Source organism: Micromonospora vinacea (genome assembly GCF_015751785.1).
GTDB lineage: Bacteria > Actinomycetota > Actinomycetes > Mycobacteriales > Micromonosporaceae > Micromonospora > Micromonospora vinacea.
On record NZ_JADOTY010000001.1, the window covers coordinates 4,921,354 to 4,937,283 of the forward strand.

Genomic DNA, 15,930 nt, shown 5'->3' on the forward strand with positions numbered 1-15,930 from the left:
GCTAGTCTCTGTATCGATACAGACTGAATCGATGCAGAGGGGTGCCGGTGAAGCCAACACTGCAAGCCGTGGCCGACGCCGTGGGCGTCTCCCGCAGCACGGTGTCCAACGCCTACAGCCGCCCCGACCAGCTCTCCGCCGCCCTGCGCGAGCGGATCCTGGACGCCGCCCGGCAACTCGGATACCCCGGCCCCAACCCCACCGCGCGCTCCCTGCGCCGGGGCTTCGTCGGGTCGATCGGAGTGCTGTTCACCTCGCAACTGTCGTACGCCTTCACCGACCCGTTCGCGGTCCGCTTCCTCGCCGGTGTCGGCGCGGCCGCCGAGCGGCACGGCACGAGCATGCTGCTGGTGCCGCTGCCTCCGGCGGTGACCGACGCCCGGCGGGCCGTGGAGAACGCCGCCGTCGACGGGTTCTGCGTCTACTGCGTCGCCGACGAGGAATGGGCGCTGGACGTGATCCGCCAACGTGGGCTGCCGTTCGTCAGCACGGCCGCCCGCGACGACGCCGGCGCCGACGAGCGGTTCGTCGGCATCGACGAGCGGGCCGCCGCGCGCAGCGTCGCCGCGCACGTCGCCGGGCTCGGGCACCGTCGGGTTGCGCTGCTCGCCGACTCCGTGCTGCCGGACGCGCCGCCCGGCCCGCTCAGCCTGGCCGGGGTCGACCAGGTGCCGCATCCGACCACCCGAGGTCGGCTCAGCGGGTTCGCCGACGCCTTCGCCGAGGTCGGCGTCGACTGGGCCGAGCTGACAGTGGTCAACGTCCCCGGCAACAGCCGCCCGGCGGCGGCCACCGTCGTCGCCGGGCTGTTCGACCAACCCGCGCCACCGACGGCCGTGCTGGCCGGCTCCGACGTCCTCGCGCTCGGCGTGCTCGACGCCCTGGCCGCACGACCGGCGCATGACCGTCCCACCGTCTCGGTGACCGGCTTCGACGACATCCCCGGGGCCGCCGCGGCCGGCCTCACCACCGTCCGGCAACCGGCCGAGGAGAAGGGCCGGATCGCCGCCGAACTGTTGCTCGACCCGCCCGCGGACGCCGCGGCCGGTCACGTGTTGCTGCCCACCGCACTCGTCGTCCGGGGCTCCACCGGACCTGTCCCGAGGAGTTGACCATGGAACTTCCCACCGGATACATCACCGCCCTCGACGCCATGAACCGGCACGTCAACTCGGCCCGACCGGACGCTCCGGTCCAGGTCGAACACCCCCGCCGGGCCCTGCTCGCCCCGACCCGGCAGGTCACCGCCCTCGCCCTGCGCCGGCTCGCCGACCGCATCCAGCCGCGACCGCTGCCCAGCACCCCGCGCTGCTCCTGACCCGCACCAATCCCATTCCGGTACGCACGGGACGAACAGTGTGGGGCCGGGCACGCAGAGTGGTCGAGGGCGGTGTTGCCAGGCAGACTGGTGAAGCCATGTCACCGCTCATGCCCACTCTCCGCCTCCACGACCGCTACGTACTGCACGAGCGGATCGGTCTCGGTGGCATGTCCGAGGTGTGGCGAGGCGACGACGAGGTGCTCGGGCGGCCGGTCGCGATCAAGGTGCTCGCCGGGCAGTTCGCCACCGACCCACAGCTGCGGGCCACCATCCAACGCGAGGCCCGCGCGGCCGCCCGGCTGACCCACCCACACGTCACCCAGGTGTACGACTACGCCGAGGCGACCCTGGCCGGCGGCGTCGTGGTCCCGTACCTGGTGATGGAGCTTGTCGACGGTCACAACCTGGCCGACCGGCTCCGGTCCGGGCCGCTGCCCTGGCCGGAGGCGGTCCGGGTGGCCGGGCAGATCGCCGCCGCGCTGGCCGCCGCGCACCGCATCGGCGTCGTGCACCGTGACGTCAAGCCCGGCAACGTCATGCTCACCGACACCGGCGCCAAGGTGCTCGACTTCGGCATCGCCGCGCTCGGCGGCCTCGACAGCCAGTCCGGCGAACCGCTGATGGGCACCCCCGCCTACTTCGCCCCGGAACGGCTGACCGCCGGCCCGCCCGACCCGGCGAGCGACGTGTACGCCCTCGGCGCACTGCTCTACCGCACCCTCACCGGGCGGGCGCCACTGCCCGTGCAGAGCTGGGAGGACGCGCTGGAGGTGCACCGGCGGGGCACCCCGGTGCCGCCGCTGCGGGTGCCCGGCCTCCCCGCCGACATCGCCGAGCTGACCGTCGCCTGCCTGGCCGCCAACCCGGCAGACCGGCCGAGCGCCGCGCACCTGGCCCGCCGGTTCGGCGCCGGTCAGCCGGTGGAGCCACCCACCGAGCTGCTGCGCATCCGGCCAGCCGCCCACCCGCCCACCCTGATCGACAGGTCGGTGGCCGCCCGCCCCGTCCCGGTTGCCGCCCCGCCGGCCCGACGCCGAACGCGTCGGCCTCTCGCCGCGCTCGTCGCCGCCGTGCTCGCCGTACTGGTCGGGGTCGGCGCCCTGCTCGTGGAGAATCCGCTCGGCAGGCCGAACACCCCGGACCCAGCCGAGGTCGCCGACGCACCGTCGACCTCCGCCCCGGCGGCGCCCACGCCCACGACACTCTCGCCGACGCCGGCCGCACCTCCCTCGCCCTCTGCCACCAGCACCGCGCCCCCGAGCGTCGGGCAGCAGATACCGGTCAGCTTCCGGGAGGTGAGCAAGGAGTTCGCCGCCGTCCTGGCCACCGCCGTCGCCCGCGGCGACGTCGACCCGAGGACCGCCGAGGATCTGCGTGACGACCTCGCCGACCTCGACCGCCGCACCCGGGACCGCGCCAAGCGCGTCGCCGACCTGCGGGACCACATCGCCGAGCTGGTGCGGCGGGACCGCCTACCAGCGCAGACGGGCGCGAAACTGGACGCTCTGCTCAGCCGGGCCGGCAGCTTCTCCACCGGCCGTACGGACGACTGATACTCCCGTCAATACCGCTGGCATGATGTCCCGATGCGGACACGTCTGATCTTCGTGCGACACGGCGAGTCGGTCCACCAGCTCGAAGGAATCGTCGGTGGGCCGCGTGGCTGTCGGGGCCTCACCGCCCTCGGCCACGAGCAGGCCCACAACCTGGCCAACCGGCTCACCGGGGAGGTCGCCGCCGACGGACCGGTGGCGGTCTACTCGTCCGTGCTGCGCAGGGCGGTCGAGACCGCGCAACCGATCGGCGCGGCGTTGGGCGTCCGGCCGGTGGCCGACTGTGGTCTCTGCACCTGGCACACACCTCCGTACGCCGACGGCCTGCCGACCGCCCTCTTCCGCACCGACCACGCGGTGCCAGGTGGCGGCGTGTTCCGACCATTCGAGGAGGGCAACGAGAGCTGGGCCGAACTGGTGGTCCGCGTCAGCCGCGCCATCATGGAGATCGCCCACCGGCACCGGGGCTCCACTGTGATCCTGGTCGGTCACAGCGAGACAGTCGAGGGCGGGTTCCACGCGCTCGCGGCGCAGCCGGTCTTCCGGGCGTTCGACCTGGACGTGCCCCCGGCCTCGATCACCGAATGGACCACCGACCACGACCCGGGCGGTTGGCCGCCGGCCCGCTGGACGCTGCGCCGCTTCGCCGACACCGCCGGGTGGCCCAGAGGGTGACCCAGGCCATGCCGTGCGCGACCAGCTCAGGCCGGCGCCGCGGCTATTCGGCGGCCAGGATCTGCTCGCGCAGGATCTCCGCGTGCCCGCAGTGCTGGGCGAACTCGCGCAGCACGTGCAGGTAGACCCAGCGCAGCGGCAGCGGCCCGCGCCGGTTACCGCGGAGCAGGTCGTCGAGGCCCAGGCTGGACGTGGCGCGGCGGGAGGCTTCGCAGGCTTCCCGGTGCGCGCGCTGGACGGTGGCGATCGTGTCGGCGTCGTCGAGGATGAACGACTCGTCCGGCGTGGCGGGAATGCCGATCTCCGAGCGGGGTCGACAGGTGACGGCCTCGTCGAACCAGACCTTCTCCACGAACGCGGCGTGCTTCACCAGACCCAGCAGCGTGGTCCGGGACGGCACCAACGACCGGCGCGCCTGCTCCTCGGTCAGCCCGTCCAGGTAGCCGTTGAGCGCCCTGCGGTGCTCGTCGATGAACGCCTCGAACTGCGCCTGAGCTGGCTGGCCGACGACATCATCGGCGAAGGTCGGGGGAAAGGAGGTCATTCCCGAAGCATTCCAAGGTCATCGTCGACGCGCAAACACCATTGCTCAGCCGAAGGAGATCAGAGCGCCGCGCTCGTCGAAGCGGGCCGTGCCCGCCCACGCGATCTCCCAGCGGTTACCCTCCGGGTCGGCGATGTAGCCGGAGCGCCCGCCCCAGGACCGGTCGGTCGGCTCCGCCACCACCGTCGCGCCCGCCGCGACGGCCGCTTCGAACGCCGTGTCGACCTCGTCGCGGCTGTCGACGTTGCAGGCCAGGGTGACCCCGGACCAGCCACCGGCCGGCGCGGGTACGCCCGGCGCCGCCTCGGCGGCCAGCTCCGGCAGCGGGTAGAGCGCCAAAAGCACACCACCGAGCAGGAAGGCCGACCAGCCGTCGTCACTGGCCGGCAGCTCCGGCCACCCCAACGACCGGTAGAACGAGCGCAGCGCGGCGACGTCGCGTGCTCCCACTGTGACGACTGACAGTCGGGAGGGGACAGTGCTCATGGGCCGATCCTGCCCGAGACGTACGACAGGTGCCAGGCGTCGCCGTTCAGTCTGCGCGGCCGGAGAAATGGTCGGCGAGCACCGGTGCCAACACCTCATCAGAAACGCCGTGCCACTCGCCGGGCAGCGTCCGGTGCCGCCCAGCTGGTAACGCTTCGGCCGCCCCCTGTGCCCAGCCGTGCAGCCGTGCGTCGCTCTGCGCGCTGTCGAGCACCAACGTCGGGATCGTGAGTGTGGTCAGTGCCTCGGCAGGTAGGGCCGTGAGCAGGGTGAGGTCGTACACCAGAGTGTGCGCCAGGGCCTCCATGGCCGGCCAGCCCGGCCCGTCGCGCATCCCGTCGATCAACTCCGCGGGCACGCCGATGCTGCGCTGGAAATGCAGCATCGCATCGCCCGGACGGCCGGCGGCGACCAGCTCGGTGATGTCCGCGGCCAGGCCCGGATCGTCCGTCGACTGCTCGCCCTGCGCTAACGGCGGCTCCAGCAGGGCCAGCCGGGTGACCGACAGGCCGCCGGTCGCGGCGAGCAGCGCCAGAACCGCCCCCGAGGAGAAACCGTAGAGGGCTGCCGAACCGCCGGACGCGTCCTCGATCAGGGCCCGTAGATCCTCCACCTCCCGCTGCGGCGCGTACGGCGACGTGTCGGAGCTCTGCCCCCGGCCCCGCCGGTCGTAGGTCAGCACGGTGAACTCCTCGGCCAGGTGGGCCGCGAGCGACCTCATCGGGCCCATCTCGCGGAACCCGCCAGCCGCATCCACCAGGATCACGGCAGGACCGGCGCCGCTGCGTTCGTAGGCGATGATGGTGCCGTCCGCCGAGCGGACCGTGCCGGTCGTCGCCGCCTCGGCCATGCGCTCCTCCTCGTGTCGATGACACTGCCCCACGCTAGGGGATGGGTCCGACGTCGACTGCCCAGTCAGCCGACGCTGACGCTGAGCGATTCGCCCGGGTCGGTGCCCGCGCGGGCGTACACCTCGCCGTCCGGCGTCCAGACACCCGACCGCCCTGCCGCCTCGGTGTAGCCGCCGCCGGTCGACCCGGCGAAACTCGCCATCGCCACCCAGATCCGGTGCGTGGTGGCGACCCGGTGCGCCCGCTGGCCCACCACGGCGGCGTCGCGCGCCAACTCCAGGACGCCCGCCGCGTACACGTCGATCCCGAGCGCGGCCGTCCGGTCCGCGTGCGCGGCCACGCCGGTGTCCTTGCAGATCGCCAGCCCCACCCGCCAACCGTCCACATCGAGCACGACCGGCGCGTCGCCGGGCCGGAAGCGACGGGCCTCCGCGTCCCCCAACCACATCTTCCGGTACGCCACCGTCGCACCGCCGCCGGTCACCGCCAGCATCGCGATGTGGTCGCCCGCGATCGGCGCACCGGCCAGGGCCAACGCGCCCGTCTCGGCGCACGCCTCGACCAGCGGCGCCAACCGCGGGTCGTCAACCGACACGACCGGCGCTTCCAACTCGTACCCGGTCAGCGACAGCTCCGGAAAGACCACCAACCGGGCGCGCGCCGCGCGGACCGCGGCGGCGTGCGCCCGCGCGTTCGCCGCGACATCCAGGGGTACGCACGGCGGCTGCACCACCGCCAGCCGCAGCGGGGTGCGGCTTTCCGCACCCCCACCGGTGTGGTCGACCCGCGCGGCCGGGCGGTCGGCCTCATGGTCGACTCTCAGGATGACTTCGTAACGTGGGCGCATGATTCGAACGTCCCACGCCGTGTTCGCCACCGGAACCCCCGCCGCCGCAGCGGAACCACCGCAGGACGGGATCGTCGGCTACGTCACTGACCTGGTGGAACGACTCGGCGGGCCGGGCGCCGGCCTGGCGGTGGCGTTGGAGAACCTCTTCCCGCCGATCCCCAGCGAGGTGATCCTGCCGCTGGCCGGCTTCGTCGCCGCCCAGGGTCGGATGAGTCTGGTCGGTGCGATCTTCTGGACCACGCTGGGTTCGGTGCTGGGCGCGCTCGCGCTGTACCTGATCGGCGCGGCGCTGGGGCGCGACCGGATGCGCGCCATCGTCTCCCGACTCCCACTGGTGAAGCTCAGCGACGTGGACCGGACCGAGGCGTGGTTCCTGCGGCACGGCGTGAAGGCCGTCTTCTTCGGCCGGATGATCCCGATCTTCCGGAGCCTGATCTCCATCCCGGCCGGCGTGGAGCGGATGCCGGTGACCACGTTCCTGCTCTACACCACGCTGGGCAGCCTGATCTGGAACACCACCTTCGTGCTCGCCGGCTACCTGCTGGGCGACAACTGGCACCTCGTCGAGGGGTACGTCGGCACGCTGCAGAAAGTGGTGATCGTGGTCTGCGTGGCGGCAGCCGCCTGGTTCGTCGGGTCCCGCGTGTTGAAGGCCCGTCGCGCCGCGCGGAACCCCGAGCCGACCGAACCCGAGCAGAGCGCACTGAACGCGATGCCCGATCCGGGCGGTCGCGGCACCCTCTACCGAAGCGGATCGTGGGCCTCCGACGAGCGCTAGTCGACCCCTCTCTGGTTTCCTTTGCTCTGCTTCACCCCAGGCGTCACCCGAGGTCGCCTGCGGGCGTGTCACCTGACGCGGGGCAAGGGGGAGCAGGCGCGGTGCGGAAAGGTGGGCGAGGTGGTGGGGGAACGGCGAACCGGCGGGTTGTGGGGCAGGCTCCGGCTACCGGTCGGCGTCGCCATCGGAATCGCGACGGCCGCCGTCGAGCTCGCCTTCCTCGCCGTCGCGGCCGCCGCGTTCAGCGTGCGCGTGTTCGCGCCCGCGGCCAGCCGTCGGGTCGCTGCCCTGACCGGCAGGTACGGCGGGCGCCTGGTGCGGATGGAACATCGCCGCCTCACCAGGCTGCTCGCCGCAGCGGATCTGCCCGCGCCGAACGCTGTGACGACCCGCCGGCAGGTCGGCTACCTGGCCGCCCGACTGCTACCCGGCACACTCGGCCTGCTGGCGTACGCCGTGCTCGGCGTCGGCGTGGTGCTGGCCGGGATCGTGCTGAGCGCGGCGGTGCGCGGAGAGCTGACAGTGCTCGACACCCTGTCCCAGATCGCCGTGGGGGCGGTGCTGCTACTGCTCAACGTCCAGGCCGTAGCCAGCATCGCCGCGCTGGACATCCGGCTGGCTCGACGCCTGCTCGGCCCGGGAAGCCGGGCGGAGCTGACCCGGCGGGTCCACGAGCTGACCACCAGCCGAGCTGGGGTCATCGCCGCGGTCGACGCCGAACGGCAGCGCATCGAACGCGACCTGCACGACGGCCTCCAACAGCGGCTGGTCGCCCTCGGCATGCTGCTCGGCCGGGCCCGGCGCGCGCGCGACGCCGACCGCACGCACGCGCTGCTCACCCAGGCACACGAGGACGTGCAGCGGGCCATCGAGGAGTTGCGCGAGGTCGCGTGGCGGGTCTACCCGTCGGCACTGGACGGCAATGATCTGGGCGAGGTGCTGGCCATCGTCGCCCGCGGTGCCGCGGTGCCGGTGCGGATCCGCTGCGACCTGCCGGTCCGCCCCGACCGGCAGGTCGAGACGGTGCTGTACTTCGTGGCCTGCGAGGCGCTCACCAACGCCGCGAAACACGCCGCCGCTACCCTGGTCACGGTCGATATCGGGGTACAGGATGGGTGGATCCGGATGCGCGTGCACGACGACGGCGTCGGCGGGGCGGAACCGACCGGGCGCGGGTTGTCCGGGCTGGCACGGCGGGTCGCCGCACTGGACGGCCGGCTGCTGGTGACCAGCCCGACCGGCGGTCCGACGACAGTGCTGGCCGAGTTGCCGTGCGACTAGTCCTCGCCGAAGACTCGACGCTGCTCCGGGAGGGCCTGACGCGGTTGCTCGCCGACGAGGACCACGAGGTGCTCGCGGCGGTCGGGACCGCTGACCAGCTCGTCGAGGCGGTCGGCCGATCCCGTCCCGACGTGGTCGTCACCGATGTCCGGATGCCACCCACCCACACCGATGATGGGCTGCGGGCCGCCCTGGAGATCCGTCGTCGGTGGCCCGACACCGGCGTCCTCGTACTCTCCCAGTACGTGGAGCGGCGGTACGCGGGGCGGCTGCTCGCAGACCGCCCCGAGGGGGTCGGCTACCTGCTCAAGGACCGGGTCGCCCAGGTGGACGACTTCCTCGACGCCCTCGACCGGGTCGCCGCCGGAGGCACCGCCCTCGATCCGGAGGTGGTCCGTCAGGTGGTGGCCGGCTCGGAACGGCAAGACCCGTTCGGTCGGCTCACACCCCGGGAACGGGACGTACTGCACGAGATGGCCCAGGGGCACACGAATCTCGCCATCGCCCAGCGGCTGCACGTGTCGCAGAGCGCGGTCGAGAAGCATGTCAACGCCATCTTCGACAAACTCGACCTCGCTCATACCACCGGCTACAGCCGGCGAATCCTCGCGGTGCTGCGCTATTTGGGCACCTGACCGGCCCAGAATCGAAGGCCGGGCACGCGCGGGCGGTGCCGGCAATGATCGACTCGGGTTCCTTGATGTCGGGGTGTCCTGGCGTCCGGGATGCCCCGACTTCCGTGAACCCGAGTGGATCACCCCGGTGAGGGGTGGATTGGCGCCGTAGGTCGCGTGTCCGTGTGGGCGGTTTGGGTCGCTGATGGGTGGTGTGGGTTGTGACCGGGTGCACCGGTGGGCTGGAATCGTGGGCGGGCGGGGGTCGTTACATACCCTGACGATCGCAGCACCACCCGGCCCGCGCCCCGCCCCAAGGGGCTGGTCGCGCAGGTTGGAATGGCAGCCTCCGCCCGGTCGTTACAGTCCCCACGAACGACCGTGGCACCGCCACGATGAGCGTGCCGGCAGGTGGGCCACCCCGGAATGACCCCGGCCCCCGGGTCGTTACAGTCCCCACGAACGGCCGCAGGCACCGCCACCACGAGGGTGCCGATGGATGGGCCAAACCCCGGAATGACCTGGGCCCGCCGGTCGTTACACAGGGTCCCGGCGCCACGAGCCCCCCGCTCGCCAGGTCGCCGACCTGACGCCCGACAGGGCGTCACCCCCCCCAGACTTTTCCCCTTTGTTTGTTGCAGCGCCGGACGAGGTGCTCACACCCCGCTACCTTCCCCCTTTGGTGGTGCGGGTGTTCCTACCCCCGAAGGAGCTACCCCCATGAACACGATCTTCCGTAAGAGCATGTTGTCTGTTGCTGGTCTCGCGTTCGCCGGTGGTGTGTTCGCCGGTCCGATCGCCGCCCACGCCGCCACCCCGGTGGATGCCAAGCCCGTCGCCGTGGCTGTGCAGGCGCCGAAGCCGCAGGGCGAGCAGTCCCACATCAGCCTCAACGATGAGCAGACCGCCAACGTCAAGGCGATCATCGCCGCGACGAAGAAGGCCGGTCTGCCGGAGCGGGCCGCGGTGATCTCGATCGCGACGAGCCTGCAGGAGTCGAAGCTGGAGAACCTCGGCCACCTCGGCGACCGCAACGACCACGACTCGCTGGGCCTGTTCCAGCAGCGCCCGAGCTCGGGTTGGGGCACCCCGGAGCAGATCACCGACCCGGAGTACTCGACGACCGCGTTCCTGAAGGGTCTGAAGCAGGTCGACGGGTGGCAGGACATGGCCCTGACCGACGCCGCGCAGACCGTCCAGGTGTCGGCCTACCCGGACGCGTACGCCCAGTGGGAGCAGCAGGCCGCTGACCTGGTCGGCCAGTACTGGAACAGCTGACCCACACCACAGCACTACCGCGCGACCGAACCAAGGCACCACCGCACACAGCAGAACAGCACGACACCGACCGCTGGCCGGCACCCGCAACCCGGGGTGCCGGCCAGCGGCGTTTCCTCGTCTCCATGCAGCAGCCACATGGCGCGGGCCGCCGACGGCGGATGTCGTAGCCGCCCGGTGCCCGCTGCCCGCTGCCCGGCGCGTGGTGGAAGCAGATGGCGCGGTTCGGTGGGTGGCTGGGTGCAGATCTTGGACAGTTTCCGTTCTGCGCGAACGGAAACTGTCCAAGATCTCGCGCGGACATGGCCGAAGCGTGCCGCGATGGTGGGTGGTGTGGTCGGCAGTCAACCCACGGGGCAGCGACGGGACCCGGCGGAACGGCCCCGCGGTGCGGCAAGGCGTTGCGGTGGGTCGTTGCCATGGAACGCCGACGCCGACGCCGACGCCGACGCCGACGCCGACGCCGACGCCGACGCCGACGGGCCGACGGGCCGACGGGCAGACGGGCAAACGGTCTGGTCGGCTGGGTGGCGTGGCGGGGTGCGGGAACAACGCCGGGGTAAGGCTGGTTGTGGACAGTGTCGGTGTGACTCAGTGTCCCCGGGCCTCACCTAATATTGCCTTCGCGGAATACCGTTCGGCTGGAGCCGCGTCGTGCCACTCGCCGAGAGGCGACCTGCACACCGACACCAGCGCCGCCCCCGGCCCACCGGCCGGGGGCGGCGCTGTCTGTACCTGTCCGTGGGCGGAACAGCGGCACAATGTGCGGGTGACTGACGCACAGCAGTGGTCCGAGCAGCCGGGCGTACTCGTACTCCCCAGTGGGGCGACGGTGCGCGGACGCCGCGTCGCTGCCGCGACCTCGCCCGCCGACTTCGCCGTGCTGCTGGCCCCTGGTCCGGACCCGGCCTGGCCGCACCGGCGGATCCGGTGGCCCGACTTCTGGGTGCCGCTCGACCGCGCCGACGCCCTCGACGCCCTGCGGGAGGCGCTGCGGCGCGCGCACGACGGGGATCGCGTCGAGGTGGCCTGTCGGGGTGGGGTGGGTCGCACCGGAACGGCCCTGGCCGCGCTGGCGATCCTCGACGGTCTGCCGGTGGAGCGGGCGGTGCCGTGGGTTCGGGCCGGCTACCACCCGAAGGCGGTGGAGACCCCCTGGCAGCGGCGCTGGTTGCGCCGCGTCACCTGACCGCCGCCGGACCACCGCCGCTCGTGTCGGCCCGCCCGTGGCGACGCACGCTGGCCTCGGTGTCAGCCGTGGTCGACCACCGCCGGGTCGGTGACGTACTCGCGGAGGTGGGTGGCGGTGAGGGTGTCGCCGGTGGCGACCAGTTCGGCTGGTGTGCCGGTGAAGACGATGCGGCCGCCGTCGTGGCCGGCGCCGGGGCCGAGGTCGATGAGCCAGTCGGCGTGTGCCATGACCGCCTGGTGGTGCTCGATGACGATCACCGTGTTTCCGGCGTCGACCATCCGGTCGAGGAGGGCCAGGAGTTGGTCCACGTCGGCCAGGTGCAGGCCGGTGGTCGGCTCGTCCAGGACGTACGTGGTGGTCTTCTCGGCCAGGTGGATGGCGAGTTTGAGTCGTTGCCGTTCCCCGCCGGACAGGGTGGTCAGTGGCTGGCCGAGGCTGAGGTAGCCAAGCCCGACGTCGACCAGCCGGCCGAGGATGAGGTGCGCCGGACCCCCAGGGAAGAACGCGTACGCCTCGGTGACGGACATGGCCAGCACCTCGCTGATGTTCTTGCCGCGCAGCGTGTAGGTGAGCACCTCGTCGGTGAAGCGTCGCCCTTCGCAGCGTTCGCAGACGCTGGCGACGCCGGCCATCATCGCCAGGTCGGTGTAGATGAGCCCGATCCCCTTGCAGGCCGGGCAGGCGCCCTCGGAGTTGGCGCTGAACAGCGCGGCCTTGACCCCGTTGGCCTTGGCGAAGGCGGTGCGGATCGGGTCGAGCAGCCCGCTGTAGGTGGCCGGGTTGCTGCGTCGGGAGCCACGGATCGGGGACTGGTCGACGATGACGACCCCGGACCGGCCGCGCAGCGAGCCGTGGATCAGTGAGCTCTTGCCGGATCCGGCCACGCCGGTGACCACGGTGAGCACCCCGAGGGGGATGTCCACGTCCACGTCGCGCAGGTTGTGCAGGTCGGCCTGGCGGATGGCGAGTTGCCCGGTGGGCTGGCGTACCGCGTCCCGCACTGCCACCCGGTGGTCCAGGTGTCGCCCGGTGAGGGTGTCGGAGCGGCGCAGGCCGGGGATGTCGCCGGTGAAGCAGATCCGACCGCCGTCGGTGCCGGCGCCCGGTCCGAGGTCGACGACGTGGTCGGCGATGGCGATGGTCTCCGGCTTGTGTTCGACCACCAGCACTGTATTGCCCTTGTCGCGCAGCCGCAGCAGCAGGTCGTTCATCCGGGCGATGTCGTGCGGGTGCAGGCCGACTGTGGGTTCGTCGAAGACGTACGTGACGTCGGAGAGGCTGGAGCCGAGGTGCCGGACCATCTTCACCCGTTGCGCCTCGCCGCCGGAGAGGGTCGCCGACTCACGGTCCAGGCTGAGGTAGCCCAGGCCGATCTCGACCAGGGAGTCCAGCAGGTCGCGAAGGTTGGCGACCAGCGGCGCGGCCCCCGGGTCGTGGATGCCCTGGACGAAGGTCGCCAGGTCGCTGATCTGCATGGCCGAGCAGTCGGCGATGGTGTGCCCGGCGATCCGCGACGACAGGGCCGCCGCGTTGAGTCGGGTGCCGCCGCAGTCGCCGCAGCTGGTGAAGGTGACGGCCCGGTCGACGAAGGCGCGGATGTGCGGTTGCATCGACTCGCGGTCCTTGGCCAGCAGGAGCCGCTTGACCTTGACCGCCAGGCCTTCGTAGGTCCAGTTGTTGCTGCCCACCTTGATCTTCGTGGGCGGTTTGTGCAGGAAGTCGTCCCACTGTTGCGGGGTGAAGTCCTGGAGTTTGACGTCCGGGTCGAACAGGCCGGAGCCGACGATGGTCTGCCAGTACCAGGAGCCGACGGCGAAGTTGGGCACTGTGATCGCGCCGTCGTTGAGGGAGCGCTCGACGTCCACCAGTTCGTTGACGTCGAGGTCGGAGACCCGGCCCAGCCCTTCGCAGGTGGGGCACATGCCCTCGGGCAGGTTGAAGCTGAACGCCCCGGCGCCGCCGATGGACGGCTGACCCAGTCGGCTGAAGAGGATCCGCAGCATGGCGTACGCGTCGGTGGCGGTGCCGACGGTGGAGCGGGAGTTGACCCCCATCCGCTCCTGGTCGACGACGATGGCCGCGCTGAGGTTGCGCAACGAGTCGACGTCCGGCCGGTTGAGGTTCGGCATGAACGACTGGAGGAACGCGCTGTAGGTCTCGTTGATCATGCGCTGGGACTCGGCGGCGATGGTGCCGAAGACCAGCGACGACTTGCCCGACCCGGAGACACCGGTGAAGACGGTCAACCGGCGTTTGGGGATGTCGACCGAGACGTTGGCGAGATTGTTCTCCCGCGCTCCGCGTACCTCGATCATGTCGTGGCTGTCGGCGGCGGACCATGCTGGCTGCGACATGCGAACCCTTCACGGAATCGTGGCGGGACTTCGCCCCGCCGAGCACTGGCGGGTTCCATTGTCTCATTCATGCCCATGTAGAGACTTTTGCCGAGATCCGAGCGCTGGTTCCGGCAGCACGTCCGGGAAAGTCTCAAATCACGTCGTAAGCGGTACGGTGGCTCGCGTGGACGTCGCCTCGAAGGATCGGCTGCGCGCCGTGGACCTGGCGGCAACCGTCGGGATCTCGGTGCAGCAGGTGCGCAACTACGTCGAGTTGGGGGTGCTGCCGCCGGTGCGCCGCACCGCGAGCGGCTACCGGATCTTCACCGCCGAGCACGCTCGGGCGCTGACCGTGGCGCGGCGGTTGGCCGAGGGGCACGGCTGGAGCCGTACCCGGGAGATCATGGCGGCGGTGCACCGGGGTGACCTGCCGGCGGCCCTGGCGGCGCTCGACGGCGGCCATGCCGAGCTGGACCGGGAACGCGCCGAGATCCGCCGGGTGCTCGGCGCCTTCGAGACCGTGCTGGCCAGCCCACCGGCGGTCCGACCCGCACCACGCCACGGCGCCCGCATCGGCGAGGTCGCCGCCCTGGTCGGGGTCCGGACCTCGCAGCTGCGGCTGTGGGAGGAGCGCGAGCTGCTGCGGCCGGGCCGCACCCCGGGCACCAACTACCGGGTGTACGACGAGGCGGAGCTACGCGCCGCGCAGGTCATCGCGTTGCTGCGCCGAGGCGCGTACCCGTTCGAGATCATCGCCGCGGTGCTGGGCGAGCTGCGGACCACCGGCAGCGCTGCGCGGGTCCGCGCCGAGCTGGGCCGCCGCGAGCAGGAGCTGCACACCCGCAGCCTGCGTCGGCTGCGGGGGAGTGCCGCCCTGCACGACTACCTGCTCGCTCGGGGCGACGCGAGTTGACCGGCATCCCGTCCCGCCGGGCGATCGTCGTGACTAGGGTCGGGCACATGAGAGCTGCGCTGCTGGCGGCCACGACGTCCGCCGTCCTGCTCGCTCCCGTGCCGGTCGGTGCGACGGGAGCGTCCGCCGCGCCGACGATGCGCTGCCCCCGACTGCCGGCGCCGGCGGCGTCCCGCCCACCCCGGCCGTCGCCCCCGCCCGCCGTTCCCGCGCAGCGGATGGTCGGCGGCGGCGCGCTCGACACGGCCGGCCTGGTCGTGCCGGCCGGCGTCGCCGCGCCACCGAGGGTGAGCGCCACGTCGTGGCTGGTCGCCGACCTGGACAGCGGCCAGGTGCTCGGCGGCTGCGGCCCTCACGAGTACGGCACACCGGCGAGCGTGCAGAAGCTCCTGCTGGCGGCCACCATGCTACCCAGGCTCGACCCGAAGCAGACGGTCACCGTCACCGACGCTGACATGAACATCGAACCCGGGTCCTCGGCCGTGGGCCTGGTCGCGGGCGGCCGGTACACCATCGAGACGATCTGGCTCGGGTTGCTGCTCAACTCCGGCAACGAGGCCGCCAACGCGCTGGCCCGACTCGGCAGCGGGACGGACAGCGCCGCCGGCGTCCGCGCCATGAACGAGCACGCGCACCACCTCGGCGCGCTCCAGACGCACGCGGTCACCCCGTCCGGGCTGGACGGTAGGGGGCAGTTCACCAGCGCGTACGACCTGGCGCTGATCGCCCGGGCCTGCTTCGCCCAGCCGACCTTCCGGCGGTACGCGCTGACCGAGCAGACGTCGATTCCGGCCCAGCCGGCGCAACGCACCAAGGGCTTCGAGATCCAGAACGAGAACCAGCTCATCTACCGGTACCCGGGGGCGCTCGGCGGCAAGACCGGCTTCACCGACCTGGCCCGGCACACCTACGTGGGTGCGGCGGAACGCGGCGGGCGGCGGCTGGTGGTGACCCTGCTGGGCGCCGAATCGGCACCGGCACGCGGCTGGGAGCAGGGTGCGGCCCTGCTGGACTGGGGTTTCAGGCTGCCCCGGGACGCCGCCGTGGGCCGGCTGGTCGAACCCGGCGAGCTGACTGCCACCCCGTCGGCGGCGCCGTCCGCGCTGGCGGCACCCGGCGCGCCCCGGCCGGCGGCGGCCAGCGGGCCGGCGCGTACCGGCTCGGGGTGGCTCTGGTCGGTGACCGCGGTGAGCGGCGCGACGGTGGTGGCGTTGTTGGGCGGCCTGCTGTGGCGGCGTCGCCGTCGGATGCCCTGACG

At 72.1% G+C, this 15,930-nt stretch carries 16 protein-coding genes; 11 read left to right on the forward strand and 5 right to left on the reverse strand.

Translation table 11 applies throughout. The annotated features are described in order from the left end of the window. The first annotated feature begins 68 nt into the window (after positions 1-68). From IW249_RS22985 to IW249_RS23000, 4 genes are all read left to right on the forward strand, one after another. Positions 69-1,112, forward strand: a complete 1,044-nt coding sequence (locus IW249_RS22985) for a LacI family DNA-binding transcriptional regulator (protein ID WP_307788677.1) — start codon at positions 69-71, stop codon at positions 1,110-1,112. A 2-nt stretch (positions 1,113-1,114) separates the two neighbouring features. Next, positions 1,115-1,318 (forward strand): hypothetical protein, encoded by a 204-nt coding sequence (locus IW249_RS22990; protein WP_231392625.1) that lies wholly within the window; start codon positions 1,115-1,117, stop codon positions 1,316-1,318. A gap of 110 nt (positions 1,319-1,428) precedes the next feature. Next, positions 1,429-2,874 (forward strand): serine/threonine-protein kinase, encoded by a 1,446-nt coding sequence (locus IW249_RS22995; protein ID WP_231392626.1) that lies wholly within the window; start codon positions 1,429-1,431, stop codon positions 2,872-2,874. Between the two features lie 33 nt (positions 2,875-2,907). Continuing rightward, positions 2,908-3,549, forward strand: coding sequence for a histidine phosphatase family protein (locus IW249_RS23000; RefSeq protein ID WP_196922649.1), 642 nt, complete (start codon positions 2,908-2,910; stop codon positions 3,547-3,549). A 43-nt stretch (positions 3,550-3,592) separates the two neighbouring features. Here IW249_RS23000 and IW249_RS23005 read toward each other — a convergent pair whose 3' ends face one another. The 4 genes from IW249_RS23005 to IW249_RS23020 all read right to left on the reverse strand — a co-directional run bounded on the left by IW249_RS23005 (position 3,593) and on the right by IW249_RS23020 (position 6,277). After that, entirely contained in the window at positions 3,593-4,093 is a 501-nt protein-coding gene (locus IW249_RS23005; protein WP_196922650.1) for a DinB family protein, read from the reverse strand. A 45-nt stretch (positions 4,094-4,138) separates the two neighbouring features. Then, a complete protein-coding gene (locus IW249_RS23010; RefSeq protein WP_196922651.1) occupies positions 4,139-4,579 on the reverse strand; it encodes a VOC family protein in 441 nt (146 codons plus the stop codon). A gap of 46 nt (positions 4,580-4,625) precedes the next feature. Continuing rightward, positions 4,626-5,429: an alpha/beta fold hydrolase gene (locus tag IW249_RS23015; RefSeq protein WP_196922652.1), complete on the reverse strand. Its 804-nt coding sequence runs from the start codon at positions 5,427-5,429 to the stop codon at positions 4,626-4,628. Positions 5,430-5,494: 65 nt separating this feature from the next. Then, positions 5,495-6,277, reverse strand: a complete 783-nt coding sequence (locus IW249_RS23020) for a carbon-nitrogen hydrolase family protein (protein WP_196922653.1) — start codon at positions 6,275-6,277, stop codon at positions 5,495-5,497. On the opposite strand from IW249_RS23020, the gene IW249_RS23025 reads away from it, so the two are divergent. From IW249_RS23025 to IW249_RS23045, 5 genes are all read left to right on the forward strand, one after another. Then, complete coding sequence (locus IW249_RS23025) at positions 6,276-7,058, forward strand: DedA family protein (RefSeq protein WP_196922654.1); 783 nt, start codon at positions 6,276-6,278, stop codon at positions 7,056-7,058. The genes IW249_RS23020 and IW249_RS23025 overlap by 2 nt on opposite strands. A 111-nt stretch (positions 7,059-7,169) precedes the next feature. After that, positions 7,170-8,339, forward strand: coding sequence for a sensor histidine kinase (locus IW249_RS23030; RefSeq protein ID WP_307788678.1), 1,170 nt, complete (start codon positions 7,170-7,172; stop codon positions 8,337-8,339). Beyond that, a complete protein-coding gene (locus IW249_RS23035; RefSeq protein ID WP_196922655.1) occupies positions 8,330-8,974 on the forward strand; it encodes a response regulator in 645 nt (214 codons plus the stop codon). The genes IW249_RS23030 and IW249_RS23035 overlap by 10 nt, the downstream gene beginning before the upstream one ends. Positions 8,975-9,673: 699 nt before the next feature. After that, positions 9,674-10,231, forward strand: a complete 558-nt coding sequence (locus tag IW249_RS23040) for a hypothetical protein (protein ID WP_196922656.1) — start codon at positions 9,674-9,676, stop codon at positions 10,229-10,231. A 769-nt stretch (positions 10,232-11,000) separates the two neighbouring features. Continuing rightward, a complete protein-coding gene (locus IW249_RS23045; protein ID WP_196922657.1) occupies positions 11,001-11,420 on the forward strand; it encodes a protein-tyrosine phosphatase family protein in 420 nt (139 codons plus the stop codon). Between the two features lie 62 nt (positions 11,421-11,482). On the opposite strand, the gene IW249_RS23050 is transcribed toward IW249_RS23045, so the two are convergent. After that, a complete protein-coding gene (locus tag IW249_RS23050) occupies positions 11,483-13,777 on the reverse strand; it encodes an ATP-binding cassette domain-containing protein (RefSeq protein WP_196922658.1) in 2,295 nt (764 codons plus the stop codon). Between the two features lie 166 nt (positions 13,778-13,943). Here IW249_RS23050 and IW249_RS23055 point away from each other — a divergent pair, with 166 nt between their 5' ends. Together IW249_RS23055 and IW249_RS23060 are read left to right on the forward strand one after the other, a co-directional pair. Then, positions 13,944-14,672, forward strand: coding sequence for a MerR family transcriptional regulator (locus tag IW249_RS23055; protein WP_196922659.1), 729 nt, complete (start codon positions 13,944-13,946; stop codon positions 14,670-14,672). A 47-nt stretch (positions 14,673-14,719) separates the two neighbouring features. Then, on the forward strand, positions 14,720-15,928 hold the full coding sequence (locus IW249_RS23060) for a D-alanyl-D-alanine carboxypeptidase family protein (protein WP_196922660.1): 1,209 nt from the start codon (positions 14,720-14,722) through the stop codon (positions 15,926-15,928). The last annotated feature ends 2 nt before the right edge of the window (positions 15,929-15,930 follow it).